The sequence below is a fragment of the Paenibacillus hebaui genome (assembly GCF_051934385.1).
Classification (GTDB): Bacteria; Bacillota; Bacilli; order Paenibacillales; family Paenibacillaceae; genus Paenibacillus.
Genome location: NZ_CP196836.1, coordinates 1454919 through 1479598, shown reverse-complemented (window position 1 = coordinate 1479598; position 24680 = coordinate 1454919). Strand labels below are relative to the sequence as shown.

At 46.6% G+C, this 24680-nt stretch carries 23 protein-coding genes; 5 read left to right on the top strand and 18 right to left on the bottom strand.

Translation table 11 applies throughout. From position 1 onward, the window contains the following. Positions 1-122: 122 nt before the first annotated feature. The 5 genes from tsaB to ACR32F_RS06490 are packed head-to-tail and all read right to left on the bottom strand — an operon-like array spanning position 123 to position 2147. Positions 123-971, bottom strand: a complete 849-nt coding sequence (tsaB, locus tag ACR32F_RS06510; RefSeq protein ID WP_440119714.1) for a tRNA (adenosine(37)-N6)-threonylcarbamoyltransferase complex dimerization subunit type 1 TsaB — start codon at positions 969-971, stop codon at positions 123-125. Positions 972-973: 2 nt separating this feature from the next. After that, positions 974-1456, bottom strand: a complete 483-nt coding sequence (gene tsaE / locus ACR32F_RS06505; protein WP_440117271.1) for a tRNA (adenosine(37)-N6)-threonylcarbamoyltransferase complex ATPase subunit type 1 TsaE — start codon at positions 1454-1456, stop codon at positions 974-976. After that, positions 1440-1634, bottom strand: coding sequence for a hypothetical protein (locus ACR32F_RS06500; RefSeq protein ID WP_440117269.1), 195 nt, complete (start codon positions 1632-1634; stop codon positions 1440-1442). Before ACR32F_RS06500 ends, tsaE begins: the two co-directional genes overlap by 17 nt. 34 nt (positions 1635-1668) lie before the next feature. Next, a complete protein-coding gene (locus tag ACR32F_RS06495; RefSeq protein WP_053783520.1) occupies positions 1669-1845 on the bottom strand; it encodes an H-type small acid-soluble spore protein in 177 nt (58 codons plus the stop codon). A gap of 5 nt (positions 1846-1850) precedes the next feature. Further along, positions 1851-2147: a hypothetical protein gene (locus tag ACR32F_RS06490; protein WP_440117267.1), complete on the bottom strand. Its 297-nt coding sequence runs from the start codon at positions 2145-2147 to the stop codon at positions 1851-1853. A gap of 195 nt (positions 2148-2342) precedes the next feature. Here ACR32F_RS06490 and ku point away from each other — a divergent pair, with 195 nt between their 5' ends. The 4 genes from ku to ligD all read left to right on the top strand — a co-directional run bounded on the left by ku (position 2343) and on the right by ligD (position 6689). After that, complete coding sequence (gene ku / locus ACR32F_RS06485) at positions 2343-3254, top strand: non-homologous end joining protein Ku (RefSeq protein ID WP_440117265.1); 912 nt, start codon at positions 2343-2345, stop codon at positions 3252-3254. A 289-nt stretch (positions 3255-3543) separates the two neighbouring features. Beyond that, on the top strand, positions 3544-4413 hold the full coding sequence (locus ACR32F_RS06480) for a VOC family protein (protein ID WP_440117263.1): 870 nt from the start codon (positions 3544-3546) through the stop codon (positions 4411-4413). Between the two features lie 348 nt (positions 4414-4761). Continuing rightward, entirely contained in the window at positions 4762-5718 is a 957-nt protein-coding gene (locus ACR32F_RS06475) for an ATP-dependent DNA ligase (protein ID WP_440117261.1), read from the top strand. A gap of 80 nt (positions 5719-5798) precedes the next feature. Further along, positions 5799-6689 (top strand): non-homologous end-joining DNA ligase, encoded by an 891-nt coding sequence (gene ligD / locus ACR32F_RS06470; protein ID WP_440117259.1) that lies wholly within the window; start codon positions 5799-5801, stop codon positions 6687-6689. Positions 6690-6746: 57 nt separating this feature from the next. Here the strand turns inward: ligD and ACR32F_RS06465 are convergent, their stop codons facing one another. Together ACR32F_RS06465 and cls are read right to left on the bottom strand one after the other, a co-directional pair. Further along, the gene (locus ACR32F_RS06465; RefSeq protein ID WP_440117257.1) at positions 6747-7655 is read right to left on the bottom strand and encodes a YitT family protein; all 909 of its coding nucleotides are present in this window, start codon (positions 7653-7655) and stop codon (positions 6747-6749) included. 346 nt (positions 7656-8001) lie between these two features. Beyond that, entirely contained in the window at positions 8002-9441 is a 1440-nt protein-coding gene (gene cls, locus ACR32F_RS06460) for a cardiolipin synthase (RefSeq protein WP_440117255.1), read from the bottom strand. Positions 9442-9817: 376 nt separating this feature from the next. Here cls and ACR32F_RS06455 point away from each other — a divergent pair, with 376 nt between their 5' ends. Beyond that, positions 9818-11164: a hemolysin family protein gene (locus tag ACR32F_RS06455; RefSeq protein WP_440117253.1), complete on the top strand. Its 1347-nt coding sequence runs from the start codon at positions 9818-9820 to the stop codon at positions 11162-11164. Positions 11165-11713: 549 nt separating this feature from the next. Here ACR32F_RS06455 and ACR32F_RS06450 read toward each other — a convergent pair. The 11 genes from ACR32F_RS06450 to ACR32F_RS06400 all read right to left on the bottom strand — a co-directional run bounded on the left by ACR32F_RS06450 (position 11714) and on the right by ACR32F_RS06400 (position 24675). Continuing rightward, positions 11714-12793 carry an AI-2E family transporter gene (locus ACR32F_RS06450; protein ID WP_440117251.1) on the bottom strand — a complete coding sequence of 360 codons (1080 nt, stop codon included), beginning with the start codon at positions 12791-12793 and terminating at the stop codon, positions 11714-11716. Between the two features lie 177 nt (positions 12794-12970). Beyond that, a complete protein-coding gene (locus ACR32F_RS06445; protein WP_440117249.1) occupies positions 12971-13765 on the bottom strand; it encodes an ABC transporter permease in 795 nt (264 codons plus the stop codon). Beyond that, a complete protein-coding gene (locus ACR32F_RS06440) occupies positions 13758-14666 on the bottom strand; it encodes an ABC transporter ATP-binding protein (RefSeq protein ID WP_440117247.1) in 909 nt (302 codons plus the stop codon). The genes ACR32F_RS06445 and ACR32F_RS06440 overlap by 8 nt, the downstream gene beginning before the upstream one ends. 566 nt (positions 14667-15232) lie before the next feature. Next, positions 15233-15748 carry a hypothetical protein gene (locus tag ACR32F_RS06435; RefSeq protein WP_440117245.1) on the bottom strand — a complete coding sequence of 172 codons (516 nt, stop codon included), beginning with the start codon at positions 15746-15748 and terminating at the stop codon, positions 15233-15235. An 86-nt stretch (positions 15749-15834) separates the two neighbouring features. Further along, positions 15835-16338, bottom strand: a complete 504-nt coding sequence (locus ACR32F_RS06430) for a VanZ family protein (RefSeq protein WP_440117243.1) — start codon at positions 16336-16338, stop codon at positions 15835-15837. Between the two features lie 117 nt (positions 16339-16455). Further along, positions 16456-18579: a WD40/YVTN/BNR-like repeat-containing protein gene (locus tag ACR32F_RS06425; protein WP_440117241.1), complete on the bottom strand. Its 2124-nt coding sequence runs from the start codon at positions 18577-18579 to the stop codon at positions 16456-16458. Between the two features lie 20 nt (positions 18580-18599). Further along, positions 18600-19526 carry an LCP family glycopolymer transferase gene (locus tag ACR32F_RS06420; protein ID WP_440117239.1) on the bottom strand — a complete coding sequence of 309 codons (927 nt, stop codon included), beginning with the start codon at positions 19524-19526 and terminating at the stop codon, positions 18600-18602. A 14-nt stretch (positions 19527-19540) separates the two neighbouring features. Further along, a complete protein-coding gene (locus ACR32F_RS06415; RefSeq protein ID WP_440117237.1) occupies positions 19541-20872 on the bottom strand; it encodes a UDP-glucose dehydrogenase family protein in 1332 nt (443 codons plus the stop codon). A 32-nt stretch (positions 20873-20904) separates the two neighbouring features. Next, complete coding sequence (locus ACR32F_RS06410; RefSeq protein ID WP_440117235.1) at positions 20905-22290, bottom strand: sugar phosphate nucleotidyltransferase; 1386 nt, start codon at positions 22288-22290, stop codon at positions 20905-20907. After that, positions 22287-23315, bottom strand: a complete 1029-nt coding sequence (locus ACR32F_RS06405) for a polysaccharide pyruvyl transferase family protein (protein ID WP_440117233.1) — start codon at positions 23313-23315, stop codon at positions 22287-22289. Before ACR32F_RS06405 ends, ACR32F_RS06410 begins: the two co-directional genes overlap by 4 nt. Beyond that, a complete protein-coding gene (locus ACR32F_RS06400) occupies positions 23302-24675 on the bottom strand; it encodes a lipopolysaccharide biosynthesis protein (protein ID WP_440117231.1) in 1374 nt (457 codons plus the stop codon). Before ACR32F_RS06400 ends, ACR32F_RS06405 begins: the two co-directional genes overlap by 14 nt. Between the last annotated feature and the right edge of the window lie 5 nt (positions 24676-24680).

Here is a 24680-nt window from a genome sequence, read left to right as displayed (position 1 = left end):
ATGTTTCCGAAGGAAACAACCTTCGCAAGCATCTACTTATTTCGGCTAAATTCCATATTCGATGCTGATGATGCCACTAGGCATCCTTCGTAATCAAAAGCGGACTTTTTGAACAACCTCTTTTAGCCTTTGCGCAGCAGATTGGCTTCCGCTTCAGCCAGCTGGGTGTAGTTAGGCACCAGCGCATGTACGTCATCACGCTGACCTGCAAGCAGCGCTTCGGCGCCGAGGCGCCCAACCCAGCGGCCTTCCAGCTCATAGGGAACGAGCTGGAGCGCCGTGCCTGCGGGGCAGCGAAGCTCCGCCGCTACCGCAGCATGAGGGCCCGTCTCGCCGACGATCCAGACGGCTGCGGGCCGCTCTTCCGGCGCCGCCTCCGCCATGCGGGCGGCGAGGGCTTCCAGCCATCCGTCCACCAGGCGGATGGCATCGGGCGCCAGCCGCCGGGGCGCATCGCTCCCGGCGGAGGCAAACAGCGCGGTATAGGCTTGACCGCGCCGCGCATCCACAAGCGGAACGATCCAGTGGACAGGGGCGGCATCTGTGCCGCCCTGGTCCGCGGATGGCGTTCCGCCAGCCCCTGCTGCGGCATCCTCTGCCGCAGCTTCGGCCTGGGCGGCAAGGCCGCTGTGCCAGCCGCCCCAGGCCAGGGCCTGAAGGCTGGACACCCCGGCAACGGGGATGTCCCACGCCCAGGCCAGCGTCTTCGCCGCGGTCACCGCAATGCGGATGCCCGTGTAAGAGCCCGGGCCAATGCCGACGGCAACGCCGTCCAGCTGTCCCGGTTGCGTGCTGCTTGCTTCCAGTAACTGCTCCATAACAGGCACAACGTGCACCGAATGGTTGCGTTCTGCCCGTTCATTACGCTCTTCCAGGAGCGCACGATCCTCCATCACCGCGGCTGCCATCACCGCAGTCGAGGTATCCAACGCCAAAAACCGCTGACGCGGCTTTTTCTGTAAATCTTCCATCATCATATGACTCCATTCTGTCTGAACTGTCGGCACATGGCGGCATAAATCTCACCATACCCATCCAGTGTAATCGTGCGATCCTCTGGACCCGTCGTTTCAATCTGCACATGCAAATGTTCTTGCGGCAGCAATTCGGGAATGATGCTCGCCCACTCCACCAGACTGACTCCAGCTCCGTAGAAATACTCATCCAGTCCAAGCTCGTCCGCTTCTTGGAGCGAAATGCGATATACATCCATGTGGTATAAAGGCAAACGCCCTTCATATTCCTTGATTAGTGTAAATGTGGGACTGTTGACCACATCACGTACACCCAAATGCCAGGCAAATTTCTGTGAAAATGCCGTTTTGCCCGCGCCCAGATCACCGTCCAGTGCAATCACCATTCCGGCGGTTGCCTGTGCAGCAAGTGCGGACGCGAGTACTTCTGTATCTGCAATGCCATGGGAGTGATACACCCACTGCTCATGCGTCTGATTCAATATATGTCCCACCTTTGGCGGTCCAGCCGCCTGAGTTCACTTTGAACCTTATTATATCGGTCCCTTTCTTCCCCCGCAACATCGAAGGATCGGAACCTGAAGCGGAGCCTTCATTCACTCTAACGACAAAACAACCGGTACCTGACGGCACCGGTCTTCCTTGAACCTCCTGCAGCATGTCATTTGTCTCTCCGCTTGTCGATTCCTTCTCTTTACTCCTCCAAACGATCTACACGTACCGTCTGGGTATTCCCTGGTCTGCTGCCCACCTGCACCGTTGCCATGCCATTGGCTTCATCCACATTTTCGATCCACACCGGATCTCCTTCCAGTGTAACTGCAATCGTATCCTTTGAATCGTAGATTGCCTTCGCGCGTTTCACATCCATCATTATTATTCATAGTCCCCTTCCGGATCATCATGTGGTTCTCGAACCATGTTATCTGTTGTACTTTCACCAATATAACCGTTATCTTCTGTCACCTGTCCACCGCCTAATCCTTCATTCACCATTCGGTCTATGTCCAGCATGAATGACTCCCGGTCAAGTGGCAGCTCTTCCGAAGTAACCGCTTCCCAGTTCACTGCGGTTGCCGGTGTATAGAATTCTTCGGAGCTTTCGGCTTCGGTAAGAGGATATGGAGAAAATGCGTGCTTGTGTGCTTCTTCCTCATCCCGTCTGTTCTTCATATTGCACCTCCCGGCATATTTGCTTCGAGAAATTCCTACCTATCCCATGCCCATCTTCCTGACGGAATTCAAGCATGTTTCTGTTATCATCCCCGAGTCTCGCTGAACCATACGAATTCGTCCAGAAGACGATTATCCCTCGCGCCGGATGCCCATACTATTTAATAAAAAGGAATCCTCGAAAGGAGCCTCCCCATGCATACCGTCTGGAAAGGTGCAATCAGTTTTGGCCTTGTGCATGTCCCTGTCAAAATGTTCTCGGCTACCGAAGACAAAGACATCTCCATGCGCTACATCCATAAAGTCTGCGGCAGCCCGCTCGCTTATGTTCGTCAATGTCCATCCTGTGAAGTGGACGTGAAGTGGGAAGAGATTACCAAAGGGTACGAATATGAAAAAGGAAAATTCGTCTTATTTGAGAAGGATGAACTTGAAGCATTAAACGATTCCGGCAGCAAAACCATTACCATTCTGGATTTCGTGGATTTAACCGAGATTGATCCGATTTATTTTCAAAAAACATATTACCTCTCCCCCGACCAAGCGGGAGGAAACGCCTACCAGTTGTTAATGAATGCGATGCGGGACACTGGCAAGATTGGCATTGCCAAAATCTCCATTCGTTCCAAGAGCAGTCTGGCCGCGATTCGCGTGCTGGATGACTGCCTCTCCATGGAAACGATTTTCTATCCGGACGAGATTCGTCCCGTCTCTCAGGTACCTAATCTGCCTGAGGTACTGAATGTCAACGAGAAGGAATTAACCATGGCGAAGCTGCTTATTGATCAGTTATCCACCCCTTTTGAGCCCAGTAAATATACGGATGATTACCGAACCAAACTGTTGGATCTCATCAATCACAAAGTGGCAGGTGAAGAAATCAAGATCGCCCCGGCCAAGCCGGAGGCCAATGTCATGGATCTGATGGCTGCGCTGCAGGCAAGTATCGAAGCTGTGAAGCCCATTTCTACCGATCCTGGAACCACAACTGCCAAACCCAAGAAGCGTGCTCCGAAAAAAACTTCTGTACAAGCATTTGCTGGAGGAGAAGCAGATGTACAGCCCCCTGTCAAAAGAAAGAAAGCTTCGCCCAAGCCAAAACCATAATGAGCAGCGGCAATGCAAGACGATTCTGCCATATCAACCTCGACTCTAGATCCGGCTTTTGATGCCGGATTTTTGTTTTATTGATCCCTATATCTCAAAATAAATGATCAGCGAAATCGCAAAATTTACGATTGACGAAAGTTGATTTATATTTTATATTAACTTATAAAAAGTAACTTATTTCTGAATATATAGTTTAGCCTCATTTCTACATGAGCCATGACCTTATATAGCTCTATTTCATCGTATATGTAAGAAACCAAACCATCTTATCTAGGAGGAAACTGTTATGACTTCAACGTATCAAATTCCTGCCACAGCCCATCTGGGTGAAGTAAGTCTGAGAATCAGCAATCTGGAGCGATCCATTCAATTCTATACTGAGGTTGTTGGACTCCAATTGCTTGAGCGGAGCGAAAAAGTCGCTACGATGACAGCCGACGGAAAGCAATCCCTTTTGCGCCTTGAGCAGTTAACCGAAGCAGTAACCATGCCTGTTCGCTCGACTTCAGGCCTGTACCACTTTGCCATCCTGTTACCTGACCGCAAATCACTGGGGCTTGCCCTCCGTAATCTGGCTGAATCCGGCATCGAAATCGGTCAAGGAGATCATCTGGTCAGTGAAGCGTTCTATATCTCCGACCCGGATCAAAACGGCATTGAGATCTATGCAGACCGTGCTCGCGATACCTGGAAACGTGATGCGGATAATAATTACATTATGGCAAGCGACCCTGTTGATGTGGAAAGTCTGTTTAGACTAGCCGCTAACGAGACATGGCAAGGACTCCCCGCGGGAACCGTCATCGGTCATGTACACTTTCATGTACGCAGTTTGGAAGAATCCCGCCGCTTCTATACAGACGTGCTCGGTTTCGATATCGTTGGCAACTTCGCCAATATGTCCGCTCTGTTTGTCTCCGCTGGCGGTTATCACCACCACATCGGGCTGAACATTTGGGCAGGAGCAGGAGCACCTCTGAATCCTGATCATGCTACTGGCATCGATTACTTCACCATTATTTTTGCTGAAAACCCGCACTTGCAGCAAGCAATCGAGCAACTGCGTCAATCGGGCGCGTCTCTCGAACAGCAAGATGATAGCTGGTTTACTGTAGATCCGCAGAATATTCGTATTCACCTGACCACAACGAGCTAATACGAAGAATACCGTCTTGAATCTTTCTTTCCATCAAGCACTCGGACTGGCCCGGACAACTTTCTCTCTCCACGTAATAGGAGAACTCAGTTGCCCGGGCTTTTGCATGCCTGTTTATAAAATTGGAGAAATTGGCGCAACCTAACCTAATAGACAGATAAACGTGCGAAACCCCGAATGAATCTGATTCAACATGCACCGCACACACTGGGACCCTGGATCGGGATCTTAATCAGCTGTTTTTATTTATTTTTTTCTGAAAAGAACCTCTGGGCTTCCTCCATTTAAAGGTTTTGTCGCCGTCGAGCAAGTCCCCAGGCAAATTTAAAAGAAAGGAGTCTTTCTCATATGTTATCTCCACTGGTTCCGTTCGAGCCCGTATCCCGAGATGCCATTCCTACCGGGGAAAACTGGATTGCCCAGATCAAATGGGACGGGGTCCGCATGCTTGCCTATGAGGATGGACAGGGAATACAGCTCATTAATCGCAGACTGCATAACCGCACTGCTCAGTATCCTGAGCTCGTTCTGCCACGTAATCTGTGCTCCGTTCCCACTTATATAGTGGATGGAGAGATTATTTCTCTTGACCCGGCCACCGGGAAACCCTCCTTTTATCATGTTCTACGGCGAGATCGCATGAGTAGACCGGATGCCATTGCCCAGGCGGTAGATCAGATTCCGGTAACATATATGGTATTTGATATCCTGTTCTGTAATGGGAAGTGGGTCACGGATCAACCCCTCGCAGATCGACAGCGTCTCCTGCATCGTGTTCTGAATCCTGCTGCTCACGTACAGGAAGTAACCAATATGCCGGATGCCCACGCTCTGCTCACGGTAATGAGGCAGCACCAGATGGAGGGCATTGTATGCAAAGACCTTTCCAGTACCTATGGAATTAACGGCAAGGATCAACGCTGGCAAAAGGTAAAAATTATGCATGATCTGTATGCTATGATCGGCGGGGTTACTTACCGCAGCGGTATTGTGAACGCAATTGCAGTGGGTGTATATGATGGGCCAAACTTTGTCTATATTGGTCATGTTGGCACAGGCAAGCTGAATGCTAACACCTGGCGCGAACTTACTCATGAAGTACAGCCTCTGATTCGCAAGGACAGGCCATTCCATAATGCACCGGAGCGAAGCGCCGAGACAACCTGGGTAGAACCTCGAATCGGTGTAAAAGTGCAGTACATGGAGCTGACCCATCATCGGACACTGCGTCATCCCAGTATCCAGACTTTTGCTTCTGTGACACGTGAGGAATGTCAGATCAGTCAACTCATGATTGAACTGTAGCGACCTGTTTCAACCCGCCACATTTTATTAGCTTACACCCACGATCCATAATCAGGTTTGTTCACACAGGAGGTGATCTCATGGCCTATAAGGTAAAGGGCACTATAACGATTCAGGGAATGGAGCTTACAGTGACCAATCCTGACAAGCTGTTATGGCCAGAAGCAGGTGTAACGAAAGCCATCTATTTGCAGAAATTGGCCGCTCTCGCGCCCTATCTGCTTACGTACACCCATAATCGACTGCTTACCACGATACGGTATCCACATGGCGCAGGCGGCGAATTTTTCTATCAGAAAAATGCCCCTGAGCCTGTTCCGGAGTTTGTAAGAACCGAGGTGCATGAGGGTATACGCTACGTCGTGATGAACGAACTCCCTGAGCTGTTATGGCTGGGTAATCTGGCCGCTCTTGAGTTTCATCCCTCCCTGCATGCTGTGGGCAGTCATCTGCCTTGCGAGTGGATGATTGATCTCGATCCTTCCCAGGAAGAGGAGCCACGCATTATGGAAGCTGCACTGATCGTAGGGGAAACACTGACCTCCCTCGGCTTGAAATCAGTACCCAAGACTTCCGGTGCCACGGGGGTACAGATTATTGTTCCCATTCGTCAGGGTGTGACCTTTGATGAATTGCGGGACATCGGTTATTTTGTAGGAAAATATGTCACTCAGAAACATCCAGATCTATTTACACTGGAGCGGCTAAAGAAAGACCGCGGTAACCGGATTTATTTTGATTACCTCCAGCATTACGGTGGGAAAACGCTGGCGGCTCCCTATACTCCCCGGGCTAAATCAGGCGGTACGGTATCCACTCCACTCACCTGGGGTGAGGTTCGGAACAACGTTTCAGTCAAGGATTATCATCTGATGAACATCGTGGAACGTCTGGCCCAGACGGGGGATCTGATCGCAGCCATTGAATCCCAACCTGTTGAACTGATTATTCAGCACTTAAAACAAAAATAGCCGGCAACCCTTCAAACAAGGGTGCCGGCTATTATGGTTTATATGCAATGAGCTTGGCTAATGGATACCTTTTTTCTTGAAACGTCCGCCCTTCACATCATGAATGTTACCAATGGCCACAAAGGCTTGCGGGTCCCAATCTTCAACGATGGACTTCAACTTCGCTTCTTCCAAACGAGTGATAACAACAAAGATGATTTTCTTCTCATCGCCGCTGAATCCGCCTTCTCCATCCAGGTAAGTAACTCCACGACCGAGACGATCCGTCAAGGCCGAACCAATATCACGATACTTCTCACTGATGATCCATACCGATTTGGATTGATCCAGTCCTTCATTCACAATATCAATCATCTTCATCGCAATGTAATAGGCAATCATGGAATACAGGGCATTCGGCCAGCCGAACACAAATCCTGCACCTGCGAAAATAAAGACGTTAATGAACAGTACAATCTGTCCTACAGACAATAGTGATTTTTCGCTCAGCAGGATAGCCACAATCTCCGTACCATCCAGTGAACCGCCAGACCGAATAACCAGACCAACACCAACCCCCAGAATCAATCCGCCAAATACAGCTCCGAGCAGCGGTTCACCTGGCGTCAATGCAGGAACCTTGTGTAACAATGTTGTTCCAATGGACATCACAACGATCCCAAGCAAGGTAGATAACGCAAACGTTTTACCAATTTGTTTGTAGCCCAGAATCAGGAAGGGCAAGTTGAGCAAGGTAAGGAACATCCCGAGTGGCAGATGTGTAAGCTCCGACACCATAATCGAGATACCTGTGATTCCACCATCAATAACGCCATTGGGCACGAGAAACACTTCGAGTGACACAGCCATCAGCGCAGCACCGACCAGAATCATCACAATACGTTGCAGAAGCTTCAGCGTAAACACCGAGCTCTTTACATTTCGGTCCGGCTTGGATGTTAATTCTTTAACCGTAACATTGGACATGGTATCCCCCCCGTTTGAATCAGTATGTGAATCCATTTCATATATCGTTTAAGTACCGAGAGGAACCCAGCATATAGAAGAACGGCATCGTTCAAATTCTGTACGCACCCTGTAATTAAAGCACCTAAAGGTTATATGAAATGTATTCAAGGTTGTCTTAATTCCGGTTTACACTTTCAAAAGAGAGCAAAAGGGAGTCTGTTTTCCCGCAGACTCCCCTCCTTCGCCAAGACATGATTTATATATCTATTATATCATAAAAGATCAAATTTGAGCAAAATAGTTAGCAAAAAGAAGATAAATTCACAAAAAGTGAACTTATCTTCAGAAATCGGCCCTAAAACGGCTAAAGCAGCGGAGAAAGCATGCGAGAAAGCATTTCGGCCCCTTTTTGCCACCGTGAACGATGCTGAAATACCTTCAAATCAATTCGACTACATACACCTAAATCCCGTTCAAAATCCTCGGTCAGCCGATCCATGGAAGAGGTCTCAAAGAGTACTGCGGTTAACTCGAAATTGCAGAAAAAGCTGCGCATATCCATATTCGCTGTACCTACAGTTGCGAGCAAATCATCCACAATCATGACTTTGGCATGCACAAAGCCTTTGCGATATTGATAAAATTCCACCCCTGCCCGCAACAGCTCCTCCACGTAAGAAAGGGATGCCAGATGCACAAGTCGTGAATCGGATTGATAAGGAATGATAATTTTCACATCCACCCCGCTGACGGCGGCTGTTTTGATGGCCTCATACAGTGCTGGATCGGGAATGAAATAGGGTGTCGTAATGTATATGCGTTCGCAAGCTACAGAAATCGCACCAAAGCACATTTCCTGTATCGCATCCCAATCCTGGTCCGGCCCGCTGCCCAGAATCTGAATTCGCTCTTCTCCACTGCAGATGTGTGGCGGAAATAATTCTGTCAGCTGCGGCTCGGTAATCTGCTCGCCAGAGGCCAGTTTCCAGTCGTTCAGAAATGTATTTTGCAGAAAATATACGGCATCTCCTTCAATCTGCACATGTGTATCCCGCCAAAATCCAACCTCTGGATATTTTCCGAGATAATCATCTCCTACATTAATGCCACCCACAAAGCCAATCCTTCCATCCACAACCACAATCTTACGGTGATTACGGTAGTTAACTCTTCGATCAATCGTTGCAATCATCGGTGGAAGAAAATAATGAAACTCAACCCCAGCATCCTGAAGTTGGCGGATGAAGCTCCAACTCATCTTATGACTTCCGAGTCCATCACAGATGAATCTTACTTTTACACCCTTTTGTGCCTTGCGGATCATGACCTCCTGAAACTTCGTACTTATAACGTCATCACGGAAAATATAAAATTCAACGTGCAGATGATGCTCTGCCTGTTCCATAGCCTTAAGCATGGCTGCAAACGCCTCTTCACCATTGGTTAACACTTCACTGCGGTTACAGCCCGTAATGGGACTCTCCGACAGATAAGACAGCAGATTAAACAAACGTTGTTGATGAATATACCGGCTGCCCGGCATCTGATCGGCATCATCAACAATATGAGCCTGTTCCCAGATCGTTTCCCGGATTTCGCGGAAGATTCGTGACCCGCCCTTGCGAACCTTCTTGCGTTTGTTGTAATCCTGAGCTACAAAATAATAAACTACAAAACCGATCAGGGGTACACAAAATAAAATAAACAGCCATGCCACAGCTTTCGCCGGATTACGGAATTCCAGTAACAGAATGGTGGCTGCCTGAAAAATAAATACGATCAATATAATGACCAGCCAGAACATTCGGGCTTCCCCCTCATCGGCAAGGTTTCGCCTGCCGTTCTCTCTCACTACATCAGCTTTGACGATAAAGCTTATAGCTAATCATAGATACCCAATGTGAGTCCTCTTCGTAACATTTTCTTAGATCAAATTTTACATACCAATTCAGTCACATGCGTCTGCTTTTCAATTCACTTCATCGGTAGTGGTTGTATATTCTGACTGTGTTATCTTCTACATATCATTTCTTTAGATCTGAAGAACAGCAATGCACCGCACTTTTGGGCAATTCACCTTCCAGACTTTTCCTCTTTTCTCACTCGGGAGGTGGTCTTCTTACGTTATATTCGATATAATATTCGTTAAAAACTTATTACTTAAAGGAGAAGACTAGTTAATGGACAGTGAGAGGTATGCGTTAAATTTAGTATTGGTTGCGATTTTGATAGGATTATCGGCGTTTTTTGTTGCAGTGGAATTCGCCTTGGTGAGGGTTCGTCCGAGCCGGATCGACCAAATGATTGCAGAAGGAAACAAGCGTGCCCTGGCTGTCAAACAAGCCGTTGCCAACCTGGACGGATATTTGTCCGCATGTCAGTTGGGGATCACGATTACATCTCTGGGACTGGGCTGGCTGGGTGAACCAACGGTTGAGAAGATTCTCCACCCTGTGTTTGAAAGTCTGAACGTACCTGAGGCGGTTTCTTCATTCTTATCGTTTGTTATTGCATTTGTTGCCATCACGTACTTGCATGTTGTGGTTGGTGAACTTGCACCCAAAACGATTGCAATCCGCAAAGCCGAGACCGTTGCTCTGCTGACGTCTACACCTATCATCTGGTTTAACCGAATTATGTATCCTTTTATCTGGCTGTTAAACGGCTCAGCGAATCAACTGGTCAAGTTATTCGGCATCAAACCGGCATCCGAACATGAAGATGCGCATTCGGAAGAAGAATTACAGATTATTATCAATGAAAGCTTTGAGAGTGGAAAAATCAATCAAGCCGAGTTTGGATATGTAAGCCGGATTTTTGCTTTTGACGAGATGCTGGCCAAAGAAATTATGGTACCCCGGACTGATATGGTCTGCCTTTATGTGAATAGATCGAACGAGGAAAATCTGGATATTATTCGTCAAGAACAATATACCCGTTTTCCAGTTGTTAATGAAAGCAAAGATGATATTATCGGTATCATTAATACCAAACAATTTTTCTTGGAATTATACGGAAACGAAGAACCCGTTGATCTATCCTCCCTGATTCAGCCCGTATCGGCTGTTCACGAAACGACTCCGGTTAAGGACCTGCTGAAGAAGATGCAGAAAGATGGCGTGCATATTGCCGTGCTGGTCGATGAGTATGGAGGTACTTCCGGGATCGTAACGATTGAAGATGTGCTTGAACAGATCGTCGGTGAAATCCGGGATGAGTTCGACGCAGACGAAGTGGAAGATATTCAGGTCATCAATGAGAATTATGTGATTATGGATGGCAAGGTATCCTTGTCCAAGGTAAATGACATGTTTATGTCCCACCTGGATGCAGATGAATGGGACACCATCGGTGGATGGCTCTATAGTCATCGTCCAGAGATGAATGAACAGGAAGAATATGAGTTCGAGAATATGACCTTCGTTTTGCTGGAAAAAGACAAGAATCGCTTCTACAAAGTCGCTGTAGTTCCGAAGGAACCATTGACCATGTCCGACTACACCGATGAAGACGAGACGAATTCATAAGAATAAATATTTACACTGGCACTCCGATGACAGAACAACCTTCCGATCGCTGTTACCCCCAGATTTTTTGATTCCTCCTTCAATAGGGAAAATCCGGGGATAAGCGTATGCTTCCGATGCAGCTTTCTTTCAGAAAGTTTTTAGGCGAACGCTTCGCTTCTTCAGGTTATTTCTGCCCTCTCCGTTATCTTATATATGTTTAGTTAAACATATATAAGATCTCAAAATAATAAAAGGGGAGTCCATCGTCGTGAAGATGATGGACTCCCCTTTTATTATGGTTGATATGTTGGGCATGGTCGCTGTGGGCGATAATTGCTATTCAGTGTAGCTCGCTCTCGCGTCGAATATCTAACGAATCGAGCACGTTCTATTTGCCCTATTTCCGTTGGCCCTACAGTTTAACGAATCGCTGACACTCTATTGCCTGGATCTGCTGATCCTTTCGCACATTTTCAGTGGAATAGCGGGCCTGAAGTTCGTTAGCCTTGACCACTCGTACTAATTCACAGTATATGGTGCCTGAAGTTCATTAGCACCTTAGTTCAATTAATTGGCTGGATCTGCCTTGTCTTCGACAATCCGATTCTGTATCTTCCGAAATATAATTTTGATGATCATATAAAGTGGAATAACGATGATCATTCCGAGGATATTCCCCAGATCTGCACCTACAAGCAGTAATATGACCGTTGTAAGCGGATGAATATCGAGCTGCTTGCCATAGACATATGGAGAGATCAGGTTATCCTGGATTTGCTGGGCAATGACAATAATAACCAATGACCAGATCGCCATTGAAGGAGATTCAATGAAGGCCACGATGACCACCGGAATAGCTGCCAGCAAAGCCCCTACATAAGGAATGAAATTCAAAATGATAGATACAACCGTCAAGAGAAGCGCATATGGCAACCCAAGAAAGAGAAAACCAATATACATCAGGATACCCAAAGCGACATTAACAATCACACGGCCTACAATATAGCTGCTTAACGCTTCATCAATTTCATGAACCGTTTCTTCGCCATCCTTACGATAATGTCTGGGCAGCAATAGGGTAAGGTTGGTTCCGAATTTGCTGCCTTCCTTGAGCATGTAATACAGCATAATCGGGAACGTAGCCAGAATGATGACCAGATTGGACACCACCGAGAACAATCCGGATACATAATCGGTTACCGTTGTAACCCCTTGACTCAGAAATTCGGAGAATCGTGAGAACAGATTGGAATCATCAGGCAGATATTTGGCAAGGAAACCACTCCTTTCGAATTCATTCAACTGATCGCTGAGCGAAGTGACCAATACCGGAGCATTCTCCACAAAATTCAACAGTTGTTCCCGCAATGAAGGCCATACGAGTATGCTGAACCCTGCCATGATTAGTGCAATCACCACATAGATGAGGATGACCGACAATGCACGCTTTATCTTATGCCTTTCCATATAATCAACGAGCGGACGCAGCAGATAATAGAAGAAACCAGCAATCAGCAGCGGAATAATAATGATGTGAATCAGTGAGGTCAGGGGCCTGAAAATAAAGTTCACTTTATCCCCCAAATACACGATGAGCAGCAGCAGAATAATCGCTGTGCATATGCGGTAAAACTTGTTGTTTATCAAGAAACGTGATCCCTCCATGCGCTGCTCTGCCAAAGTGACTGCGGCGGTGATATGTATATCTAGTCATTTATTTATAATAGTAAGTACCCATTAATGACAGTCATGCCACAGCCGATGTTGAATATACGCTCGTTTTCTTCCCGAAACAGAATTGGGGCAAAAAAAAGAAGCAGGCGGTTAGCCTGCCACATCTCTTTTGCTGAATACAACCCACGAAACCACCATGAAAATAATATAATACACAGCCAGTACGGCTACAGAAAAGCCAAGTGTCATCCCAGCATTCCCGCCGCCAAGCATGTCAAAGTCCGTCGCTGGATTCATATATCGTTTGAGATCCATGTTATTGAAGAGAACATACTTAGCCCATTCATAACGGACGGGATTGAAGATCAGCGAGAACAAATTCTGTGTAAACATGATAAACAGAGACAGCCCGATAGCCAGAGCGCCTGAACGAAACACCGAGGATACCATAAAAGCGATTGCGAGTGTAACGAACAGATCAACATACAAATATCCCCATAAAGTAAATGCATGTGCTGCTGAACTGCCACTTCCATCCTGAATTGCCGAATGGGAGAATAGCAAATACGACATGCCTGTTGCCAGAAGAACCACAAGTAATGTACTTACAATACTGAACCCGATTACAGTCAAATATTTGGATGCCAGAATTTTGCTGCGTGACCATGGACGGATCAGCAATAGTTTGATTGTTCCCCAGGTAAATTCTCCGGCCACCGCTTCAGCAGCAATGACAACACAGAAGATCGTATTCAGGAAAAATGCAATCTGTACAGTTGTAATAGCTGCCTGCCAGAAGGGCACATCATCCGATCCCATACCTTCTCTTAGCAATACCGGCATCAACAGCGCGATTAAGGCCAGAATGGATAACATAATCCAGGTACGCGGACGACGGAAAATTTTCATGTTTTCATTCAGAATCAGATTGCCGAAATTATCCAATGCTTCCGCCCCCAGTCACTTGCAAAAATTGTTCTTCCAGCGTATGGGTCACGTTACGGATACCATAAACCTGGATCCCTTCGCTGACCAGCCGGGCATTCATGTCCGGAACCTGCTCCCGGGATAAGCGAATCACAATTGAATTGCCCTGCACTGTAGCTTCACTGATCAGTTCAGCTGCACGTTGTGCATCGTTCACCTCAAAAGCAACTTCAGCAAGTGTATCTGCCCCTGCCTCGGCCCGGAGATTTCTCACATCGATCAGCTTGCCGTTCTGGATAATCGCTACGGTATCACACATCAACTCCATCTCAGACAACAAATGGCTGGATACAAAAACCGTGATCCCTTCTTCCTGGCAGAGCTGACGCAAATAATCCCTGAGTTCCCGTATCCCCTGTGGATCAAGTCCATTGGTGGGTTCATCCAGTATCAACAATTTCGGTTTATGTAATATGGCTTGGGCCACACCCAAACGCTGACGCATACCCAGGGAGTAGGTCTTTACCTTGTCATGAATACGAGCTGTAAGCCCCACACGTTCAATCGTCTCGGCAATACGTTCCTTCGAAACGCCTGGTGACATCCGAGCAAAATGAACAAGATTCTGGTATCCGGTCAGAAATTTGTACATTTCCGGATTCTCGACAATGGCTCCTACCTGAGCCACCGCCTTCTCAAACTCATTTTTGACACTGTGTCCAGAGATGACAATATCCCCTTTACTAATGGACATCAATCCAACCATCATTCGAATCGTTGTTGTTTTCCCCGCCCCATTGGGTCCTAAAAAACCAAAAACCTGCCCCGGAGAAATATCCAGAGTCAGGTCGCTGACCAATGATCGGGAGGAGATGATTTTACTGACGCCCTGAAGACGGACGACCGGCTCCTGTTGCATTCATTTTCCTCCTTCATCAACGGACATTCGTATCATGCCCGCTTTTCATATGAACATAGTGTATCATAATCTTTACTATATTGTTCTACAAATTGGGATTTACCTTCACGTTTCATTTGAACTACACACGCTTCACAGCATCCAAGCGGCATCTCACTCCGATAAAATCCGGTGCGAAACACGTGATTGCCTCCATAGCCCTCTTCCTTTACTTCGACAGAGCTCCAAGCGACCGACACAATCATCCCACAACTGACACAGTAAAAGCGGTCCATTTCGATCAATGATATTCCTTCCCCTCACAAGGAGCATTGAAGTCCCTGTTATTTGTCGTTAGAAGCTGAAATTTGATACATTTTGTATCTACCTCGTAATTTACTTGACACTGGGACTAATGTCAAGGCCTTACACGCATGAAAAGAAACAAACTACAAAAAAAGCTCCATAAATGCGACAAAAGTCTCGCATTTACAGAGCTTTTTGTTGGGTAAATGATACAATACGGTTCATTGTATGGGTGAATATCATTATGACGTAGTCCCAGTAGTTTTCACAACTATACTTGATCATTCACTGTTATTATCATGCGGGATGTTTTCATTCTTGGGATAATACCAGAGCAGCGTCCAGTCCTTCCCCTCCTGTACCATGTAGCAGGTCTGCACGATATTAAATTGTCCAAAGGTCCCCGTATACTTCTGAGTGACACCGATCCGGTATGCCTCCGCAAATGGCTTAACACCTTCGATGACAGTCACGTCGAACTCCCGCTCCGGCTTCTCCATCTCAAGCTCAAAGGTTTCCACCCCAAAGTGCTGCATAAAAATGTGCGCTCTGGATTGGAGATATACGCTTTTGGGAAAACGTTCTTTCATCAGAGGGTGAAACAGCTCCCATGAACTACCGAAGTCACCCGTTTGCTCATATTTATAAAACGATTCGGCAATAGCAGCAGCTTCATCCGGTGCATCCGCACGAAACAGGTATGGAATGGTTCGGCCAATAAGCCATAACAGTAACAATACCACGGCTATGAAGCCGATCTTTTTGAGCAAAGCATGACGGTTTCTTCTTCGCAGCATGTCCTTTCCTCCTTGTCCTACTCCATACTTATGATGGATAGTTGACAAGTAGAAGCTGATTCTGAAGAAGAGCATTTCCTGGGAAATCACTTGGTTTGAGATGAATAGTGCCTAAACGATCTTAATTTTCTATAGATCGCTACACTTGTGATCCATAACAGAACACCACAGAAACCGCCAACCAGATCAAGTCCCACATCTCGAATGGAAGCCGTCCGGTTGGGGCTGAAGTGCTGAATATACTCATCGATTGATGCAATAACGGTAACGGTAGCCAGCGCAATTCCTATGCAGGCCTTGATACCACTTTTTCGATAACGCATCCCACAGTAGACAAGTACAGCCAGGACAGCATAGACAAATACATGCGCACTTTTACGAAATACGAACTCGGTAAAGTCATAAGGCCGTTTATTTAGTGAATAATGATGCTCACCGTAGGTGAACTGGATATCAGGCAAGATTAACATCCACTGGATTTTCTCAGACCATTGATGAAGCCAAGGCTGAATGGTCTGCTGCTGATAGGATTGTGCGGACATGGACCAGATGAACACAATCCACGACACGATCAGAAGCACGGAAATCATGTATCCATATCTTCTCCACTTATGGTTATTTGGCCTGCGCCGAGAGCCCTCCTCTATTAGGATTGTAATCACCACTTTCATATCTCTTTCTATACTTCTTATCGGATCACGTACAGATTATCGAGCCAATGAGCCTGTAAACAAACCACGGCCATTCGTACCTACATAGACCTTCCCGTACGTCTGGCGATCGGCTTCCATCACTTGGGGTTCATTACCGAGACCAATACCGGTCGTAGGTGTGATGTTTTCCCAGGTGAGTCCCATATTATCGGAACGAAAGAAACCTTTTACATGATTGACAGTCCCATAGATAAAGACAGCAGGATTAGACAGGCCTGATTTCCCTTTTCCAAAAGCAAATAAATCGGACGATTGTACATTCTGTATTCGGGTGAATGTAGCACCAGAACTATTGGAAGCATACAAGCCAGCTTCCCCCAGACTCACCCATACTACATTCTCCATTCCCGGCGCTGCCTCTACCTTGATTTTGCTACTATTCGGCAGTGCAGCTGTATTCGCCCTTAACCAATTAGCTCCGCCGTTGGTTGTTCGATACATACGTCCAGAGGAATACAGATAAAACTTATTCCCATTGGTTCGATCAGCCGCCAGCGTCTGATTATACGTGAATATGGAATCTCCTCCACTGTTATTTGACGGAAGTCCATTCATACTTTGCCAGCTTACTCCCTTATTGGTACTCCTCACCGCATTGCCTGTTTGTGGCAAATAAATAATCAAATTCGGATTCGAAGCCGAGTAAGCTATACGCCCCAATTTGAAGCCAGCAGGAACATCTACAGAGGTGGTAGTCAGCCCATTATCGGGTGATACAAATAGTTTGGTGATGGTTCCATACCAATCGTTACTTCCCAAATAAATGATCTGATTGGGATCTGCCTCGTGATAATCGATGCTAACTACTTCCTGCATTCCTGCAAGTGGAAGCTTCTTGATTGGTGTGTTATACACATCCGAATGTCTGAATCCAATCTGATCGGCCATACCGCTAAAAAAAGGAGCGCCTTGAGGTGGAGTCGCACCTGATATGACAACGACTTCCTCATGTCCATCTGTAATCGCATCCCATTGCGTCATCTGCTCTGCAATGTTATCTGTCTTAACTACACCTGACCAATCGGAAGCATATACTCTACCCGGATGATGGGGATCAAACACAACGCTTGATGTCGCGGAAAAGAACATGTTGGATGCCCACCATGGGGGTCTGTCGTTTAACGTTTTGTTCACGTTAGTCCAACTGATACCACTATTTGTGGAGCGGTATAAGGGTAAGTTACTGCCCCCTGTTCGAACAGTAGCCAAAATGTGATTATCATTGGAGGAATCTATACTGATACCATAATAGGATGAATAGGCTAAACTGGGGGTAATATCGGTCCATTGTTTTCCATTATATTTAAGGATTCCTTGGTTATCCGTAGTCACATACAAAATCCCACTTTTGGAAACCGTCATCCGCGCTGTACTCTCTGGGCTATTCCTAATCAATTCCCAGGTCATCTTGTCATTGCTTCGTTTCATTTTGGAGAAGATTCCAACGCCTCTTACGCCTGCATACACAACTTGCTCATGCTTAGCTGCCGGGTTAACTCCATATACAACACTCCGGATCCCCTGCCCCTTAAGCCCATAGGCTACCTCTCGTACATGGCTCCATGTAACTCCACCATTACTGGATGTATATAATCCATCATATCTTGTGCCTACATACAGATAGTTCGAGTTTAACGGATTAACAGCAATACTCTCCCCCATAGCCCTATAAATATTTCCATTCGATACATTACGAAGATTCAATCCCGTTCGAGTCCATGTCACCCCACGGTCTGTCGACTTCAAAACATCACTCGGACTTCCATTCGCATACTTTCCGGCAGTAACATAGACGATATCTGGATTCTGCTGATCCAGTGCGATCCCATCGATGCCGTATAGATTACTTTCGTCAGATTCAATATGATCCAATAAAGGAATCCACCTGTTCTTTAATGGATCGAGCCGATAGACACCCCCAATATCCGTACGAGCATAGACCAGGTTGGGCTCTGTTGGGTGAACAACAACTCCTGTGACGTAACCTCCACCGCCAATGGGTACTTGATTCCATTGATAACTTTCAGCAGACTGAACAACATTCGTGGTTGTCGGAATCATAAGTGTATACATTAAAATGACGATCAATACCAATTTAGGCAGCCTGAACATACGCATGTGGTTCACCCCTTATCCATTTATCCGGAGTGTTCTTTGATCAACTGATGTATCCGATTTTTCTCAGACTGTTCCACCATATAGTAATATACTCCGTCGATTTTCTTACCTGTACCTTTAATTTCAACCGATTCCACATGCTCCAGCACGTTACGATAATTACTGAGCATCTGCTTCATCTCATCAAATGAAACGTCTGTTTTGACATGTTCGCTCACTTCTCCTAGTAGCGACTCTAACTGAAATACAGTAGATATCTGAACGGTGTTTTTCAATACCTGTTTTATAATTTCACGCTGCCGGTCATTCCGTCCAAGATCACCCTTAGGATCATCATAACGCATACGTGAAAATCCCAGTGCACTCGCACCATCCAAGTGAAGGATGCCCTTATCAAATTGATGACCCTCATATTCAAAAGCAAACGGATTATGGACATCTACCCCACCAATCAAATCGATGACCTGGGCAAACCCTTCCATATCCACCTTCAAATAATAGTGCATCGGTACTCCGAGGAATTGTTCAACCGTTTGCACAGCCATGTTCACACCGCCAAAGGCATAGGCATGGTTGATTTTATCCTCGGTTCCATGCCCCACGATACTCGTACGAGTGTCGCGAGGGATATTGAACAAGAGTACAGATTTTGGGGCTGGATTCACACTGAGCACGATCATGGTGTCCGAGCGTCCACGATCATTCGCTCGCTCATCCACACCTAGAATCAGGGCATTGAACGGTTCTTGGTTCTCCATGTCAATCGGGAGCCTGCCTCCTGCCCTGTTGTCCTTAATAGATACCTGTTTAATTGGTTCCCGGGGCTCATAGATGTGGTCTGCAGCGGATTTCATATTGAGATACAGATAGACTGCGTAACCAAGTACAATGGCGATCATAAGGGAGAGAACGGCTAACGAAATCTTGATCCCCAGTTTGAGTTTCATGTTCATGCCTCCGGTCACAGAACTGCAGTTTTTCTTCCATCAATATTCGTTAATCCTGGACGACCAACAGAGTAATATTGAAAAGGCGTATCTTTGATCTGTTCTTCACCAAAGATGTTTCTTCCATCAATCAGGATGGGTTGATTCATATGCGCTGCCAAATCGGTCAGGTCAATCTCCATAAACTCCTTCCATTCAGTCAGGACACAGAGCGCATGAGCATCATGGGCTGCCTCCATCGCACTGGAGGTCCATGTAATAGCTGGTGAATCGACCTCCTTTCGAAAATTCTCTGTAGCAATGGGATCGTATGCTTTAACCGTAGCTCCCTGCTCAAGCAAACGCTGAATGATCTCAATCGCCGGAGCATCACGAACATCATCGGTATCCGGTTTGAAGGCGAGCCCCCAGATTGCGATCTCCTTCCCTTCCAGTGTGCCTAGTGCGTCTTCCAGTTTGCGTATAACGTTGAAGCGTTGATCCTTGTTCACTTCCACCACGGATTTCAGCAATTTGAAGTCGTAATCCACATTACCTGCAATTTGAATCAGCGCTTGTGTATCCTTAGGGAAACATGAACCACCATAACCAATACCTGCCTTGAGAAAAGATGCACCAATTCGTCTGTCATACCCCATGCCTTCGGCAACGCGACTGACATCTGCTCCTACTTTTTCACATATGTTAGAGATTTCGTTGATAAAAGAGATCTTGGTTGCCAGGAACGCGTTGGATGCATATTTAATCATTTCGGCCGAGCGAATATCCGTCACAATAATCTGTTCGGTCAATGGCTGATGCAGTTCCTTAAGCGTGCTCACTGCCCGCTCGCTATGTGTCCCAATGACTATTCGGTCAGGATACAGTGTGTCCTGCACAGCCGTTCCTTCCCGCAGGAACTCAGGTACCGATGCCATGTCGAATGGATGACTCGTCAAACTGCTGATCCATTCCTGAATGCGATCATTGGTTCCGACAGGAACAGTGCTTTTAGTCATTATTATTTTATAACTATCCATATAAGAACCGATTTCTCGCGCAACAAGCTCAATAAAGCTCAGATTCGCTTCGCCATTCGGTAGTGATGGCGTTCCTACAGCGATGATAATGATATCCGAACGACTGATGGCATCCTGTATGTTGGTGGTGAAGGACAACCTGCCTGCCTTCATATTGGAATTCATGATTTCCTTGAGACCCGGTTCATAGATCGGCACATGACCATCCGTCAGCAAATTCACTTTTTCCACATTATTGTCGACACAGATCACGTTATTTCCCAGTTCCGAAAAACACACGCCCGAGACCAGACCCACATACCCTGTGCCAATCACCGTAATATTCATTCCATAATCTCCCCCATGTCCTAATGTGTTGGTTACGCGTGCTTCACATATGTCTGAACGATGTCCTGCCATTCGGTAGACACTCTAACGATATCTTCCTCGATCAGCTGACTGCCGATCTGTACTTCAATGATCTCAAGCTCAGTAACCGCTCTGACGGAATGAAGCATGCTCCGGTCAATGACCACCGTATCTCCCTGGCTGATTGTGCGGCTCCGTCCATCCAGAATCAATTCTCCTGTTCCCGATACAACCGTCCATACTTCATTCCGTAACAGATGATATTGATAACTCAGGTTTTTTCCGGCACTGATACAGATTCGCTTGGTTAGAACCTCTCCACCGGCTTCATTTCTTGTGTAATCCAGCACACGATAACAACCCCAGCGGCGTTCTTCGTACATGGGGCGTTGATCTTCGTTCTTCAGGATTTCTTTGATGCGTGGACTTGCTTCTTTATCACTGACCAGAATGCCATCCGGACTCACGGCCACGACTATATCCGACAAGCCCAATATGGCAACCGGAATGTTCAGTTCATTGACCAGGTGCGTATTCAGGGAATCTCCGGTAATCCACCCTTTTCCTACAACCGAAGTTCCCATCTCTTCGGTGAGGGTATTCCACGTTCCAAGATCCTTCCAAAAGCCATAATACGGAATGGCGATAATCTGTTTGGCTTGTTCGACCACCTGGTAATCAAAACTGATCTTGTGCAGTCTTGCGTATTGCTTCAGCATTTCGTCATACTGTATCGGCAGCTCCATCTCAATGAGCAGATTAATCAAATAACCCAGCTTAAAAGCAAAAACCCCGCAATTCCATAATGCGGCCTGTTCGATCATGACGGCTGCATCGGATTCGCAGGGTTTCTCCTGGAACTTCGCTACGTTAACGTATTCGTTGTTATTTTCACTGGAAGATGAGGACGGTTGCGGAATGATATATCCATACTTCTCTGATGGATAGGTCGGGACCACGCCCATCAGAGCCAGATCCGCACCTGATTTGTCCAGCATCTCAGGCAAGGTGGCTAGGACCTCGAAGAACTCTTTTTCTACAAAAGGATCTACTGGCAAAACTGCAATCGTCTCATCCAGACTGACACTTTCTACGGAATACAGATAGGAGGCTGCAAGCGCAATGGCCGGAAACGTATCTCTGCGCTCAGGCTCCACAACCAGTTTCGCATCTTCTCCCAGCTGAGAAGTCAGAATCTCCACCTGTGGCAAACTGGTTGCAATCAGAGCCTCCGATGCAAGTCCGGCATGATTCAGCTGTCGCCATACCCGCTGCACCATCGATTCCGGGTTGCCCTCGGGTCCATAGAGCACTTTAAGAAATTGCTTGGATCTGGAGTCGTTGGATAACGGCCAGAGCCGCTTGCCAGAACCGCCGGACAACAAGATGCTTCTCATAGGGCTGCACCGTCAGTGAGTACTCCAGCACCCGTTCCCTTGCCAGTCTTGGTTTGCTTGTTATATGTGTTTGTCTGATTGGACTCCAGTCTGCCTACCGGATTGTTGCGTGTCCAGGCTGTATAATAATTCGAATTTTTACCGTAAGAATTGTCCAGCAGGATGTTTGGTTGATCCAGGAGACAGGCCAGAATATGTCCATGCAGACGAGAGGTCGTGACGGTTTTGTATTTATTGAATTCCTTTATGGCCGTATGTACCATCCGATCAGAGTATTTGTACCACAACCAGCGGGCAAATGAGTTGCCTTTCCCTGACTTCAACCGGGATGAAATCATTCGAATGATTTTCCGGTCTACCCGATTGTACAGGGTCTCCCAGTCTTTAAACGTGGCCTTGGGCCCACTGGCTGATTCGTAATGTACTTGATTCTGGGTCTTCTCAATGTCTTTACGAAAGAAATATAACATCTCCGCATTAGGCTGGCTCTTGGACTTAAGAGGCCATAACTGATGTGCCATATCCGGAGAAAGGTACACATTCGTTTGTTGAAACTCTTTGCTGGCTATCTCATACGATAATGTATCCCGGACAAAAAAGTGTACATCCTTATGACAGTTGAATACCTGGGCTGTCTTTTTCAATTCAATGTCACTCTTGTAGAACATCGTCTGAGGCAGGATCACAATCCGATGTTTCGGATGTTGGGCAATCATTCGTTCCCTCAATTTTTGATGAGCAGGGTACAGATCACCGAAGTTACCTCCCCCGTGCAGCACGATGGTGATACCTTCCGGTACCTTGAGGGACAAGGGGCAATCCAGAATGCTGTATCTGGCAAGAACATTAATATTATTGTCTCGGAAGAAGGCTTCCGTACCTTTCATAATCAACAAGTCTCCACCATTGCTATGCACGGGATAATCCAAATAATAAATCTCGGTACCCGGCGGAATGACTTTCAGAATCTGAAGTAAATGTCCCTTCAACTCTTCCATGGGGTGAATATTGTTAGTGCCCAGCATCTCCATCTCCTCCTTGGGTGACTCTTCTTTTTTTAATCAAACGTTCATATAGGAAAGATATATCCTTTTTGTCAAAAAACATGCCACTGAACTTGACTTTAAACGCGATCTTCATCGCTGCAACAGTGACCAGCATACGTACGAGCGATCCGAGGAGCAGGGCAATGGCGATACCATTTAGCCCCCATAGGGGAGTCAATACAAAAAACAGACCAATCGTGACCGACAAAGCAATGAGCTGTCTGATCATAACCAGTCCCGGTCTTCCCAAAGCATTGAATGCAGAAGCGAGAATCCAAGAACCGCCGCCAATAATACATTCAAAAGCCAAAATATAAAATGCCTGACTCGCCTCCAAAAACTCTTTACCGAATAACATGCCCATCAGCCAATTTCCCACAAACATGGTCGGCACAACGATGATAGCCATAATGATCAAGGAGAGTCGGAATGCTCTCCCAACGGTACGAATGACCTGATCCTGTGGTAATCCGGTGACCTTGGGGAACACAACACTGCTTATTGCGTTTTGCACCGCATTATAGATTCGAGATAACGCAAATACGACGGAGTAGAGTCCGAAATCTCTAGGGGTGAGCAGAGCCAATATAATAATCTTGTCGAACTGGGTATAAAGGGTGCCAAGGAGCTCCACACCAAAAACCCTGCTGCCGTAACCAAACAGATTTTTGGCTGCATTCCGATCAATTGCCTTTGTAAACCACTTAAACTTCAGGCTTTCTCTGAGCGTATATGCTGCCCATGCGACAACAATCACCGAACTCGCTATGGACACAAATGAAGCCATTCCAATGCTCATTGCACCAAGCAACCATAAGGAGACCATGACAATCACTTTCAGCACAGGATTATATAACCGTATCCCGTTATATACCTGGAATCTGTCACGACTCTGCGAGAGTGCAGATAACAGATTAATCAGGATTAGTACCGGAATACTGGTAACGGTAAACCAGCGGGCAATTGTAATGACCTCTGGCGGATAATCCGCCATCCAGGAAGGCATGTAGATCCAGGCAATCGCTCCAAGAATAATGCTAATCGGAATTTGGACCATAAAGCTAAGCCGCAAATATTCAGCGCTTTTCTCCGCAGCTTCCCGTTTCAGGTTATAAATAATCGAGGTTGGAAGTCCCCAGCTAACGAGACCAATGAGAAATGTCGGCCAGAACAAGATAGCGGAAAACGCTCCTTTACCTTCAACACCAAACATCCGAGAAGTAATGATCGACGTAATCGTGGTAAAGACCATAATAATGACGTTTGTTCCACTGGTATGCACAATGGTCTGTAGGAGACTATTGCCTTTTAAGAGTTTTGGGAGCGCGAGTTGTGACATGAATT

Bases quoted from the DNA above. Each gene is read 5' to 3' on its own strand.
- ACR32F_RS06455 (WP_440117253.1), top strand. From the start codon at position 9,818: ATGGACAGTGAGAGGTATGCGTTAAATTTAGTATTGGTTGCGATTTTG.
- ACR32F_RS06475 (WP_440117261.1), top strand. From the start codon at position 4,762: ATGTTATCTCCACTGGTTCCGTTCGAGCCCGTATCCCGAGATGCCATT.
- ku (WP_440117265.1), top strand. From the start codon at position 2,343: ATGCATACCGTCTGGAAAGGTGCAATCAGTTTTGGCCTTGTGCATGTC.
- ACR32F_RS06495 (WP_053783520.1), bottom strand. From the start codon at position 1,845: ATGGATGTGAAACGCGCGAAGGCAATCTACGATTCAAAGGATACGATT.
- ACR32F_RS06400 (WP_440117231.1), bottom strand. From the start codon at position 24,675: ATGTCACAACTCGCGCTCCCAAAACTCTTAAAAGGCAATAGTCTCCTA.
- cls (WP_440117255.1), bottom strand. From the start codon at position 9,441: ATGTTCTGGCTGGTCATTATATTGATCGTATTTATTTTTCAGGCAGCC.
- ligD (WP_440117259.1), top strand. From the start codon at position 5,799: ATGGCCTATAAGGTAAAGGGCACTATAACGATTCAGGGAATGGAGCTT.
- ACR32F_RS06500 (WP_440117269.1), bottom strand. From the start codon at position 1,634: ATGCTGCAGGAGGTTCAAGGAAGACCGGTGCCGTCAGGTACCGGTTGT.
- ACR32F_RS06480 (WP_440117263.1), top strand. From the start codon at position 3,544: ATGACTTCAACGTATCAAATTCCTGCCACAGCCCATCTGGGTGAAGTA.
- ACR32F_RS06415 (WP_440117237.1), bottom strand. From the start codon at position 20,872: ATGAATATTACGGTGATTGGCACAGGGTATGTGGGTCTGGTCTCGGGC.
- ACR32F_RS06465 (WP_440117257.1), bottom strand. From the start codon at position 7,655: ATGTCCAATGTTACGGTTAAAGAATTAACATCCAAGCCGGACCGAAAT.
- ACR32F_RS06430 (WP_440117243.1), bottom strand. From the start codon at position 16,338: ATGATTTCCGTGCTTCTGATCGTGTCGTGGATTGTGTTCATCTGGTCC.
- ACR32F_RS06440 (WP_440117247.1), bottom strand. From the start codon at position 14,666: ATGCAACAGGAGCCGGTCGTCCGTCTTCAGGGCGTCAGTAAAATCATC.
- ACR32F_RS06410 (WP_440117235.1), bottom strand. From the start codon at position 22,290: ATGAGAAGCATCTTGTTGTCCGGCGGTTCTGGCAAGCGGCTCTGGCCG.
- ACR32F_RS06490 (WP_440117267.1), bottom strand. From the start codon at position 2,147: ATGAAGAACAGACGGGATGAGGAAGAAGCACACAAGCACGCATTTTCT.
- ACR32F_RS06435 (WP_440117245.1), bottom strand. From the start codon at position 15,748: ATGCTGCGAAGAAGAAACCGTCATGCTTTGCTCAAAAAGATCGGCTTC.
- ACR32F_RS06420 (WP_440117239.1), bottom strand. From the start codon at position 19,526: ATGAAACTCAAACTGGGGATCAAGATTTCGTTAGCCGTTCTCTCCCTT.
- ACR32F_RS06405 (WP_440117233.1), bottom strand. From the start codon at position 23,315: ATGCTGGGCACTAACAATATTCACCCCATGGAAGAGTTGAAGGGACAT.
- ACR32F_RS06425 (WP_440117241.1), bottom strand. From the start codon at position 18,579: ATGCGTATGTTCAGGCTGCCTAAATTGGTATTGATCGTCATTTTAATG.
- tsaB (WP_440119714.1), bottom strand. From the start codon at position 971: ATGGAAGATTTACAGAAAAAGCCGCGTCAGCGGTTTTTGGCGTTGGAT.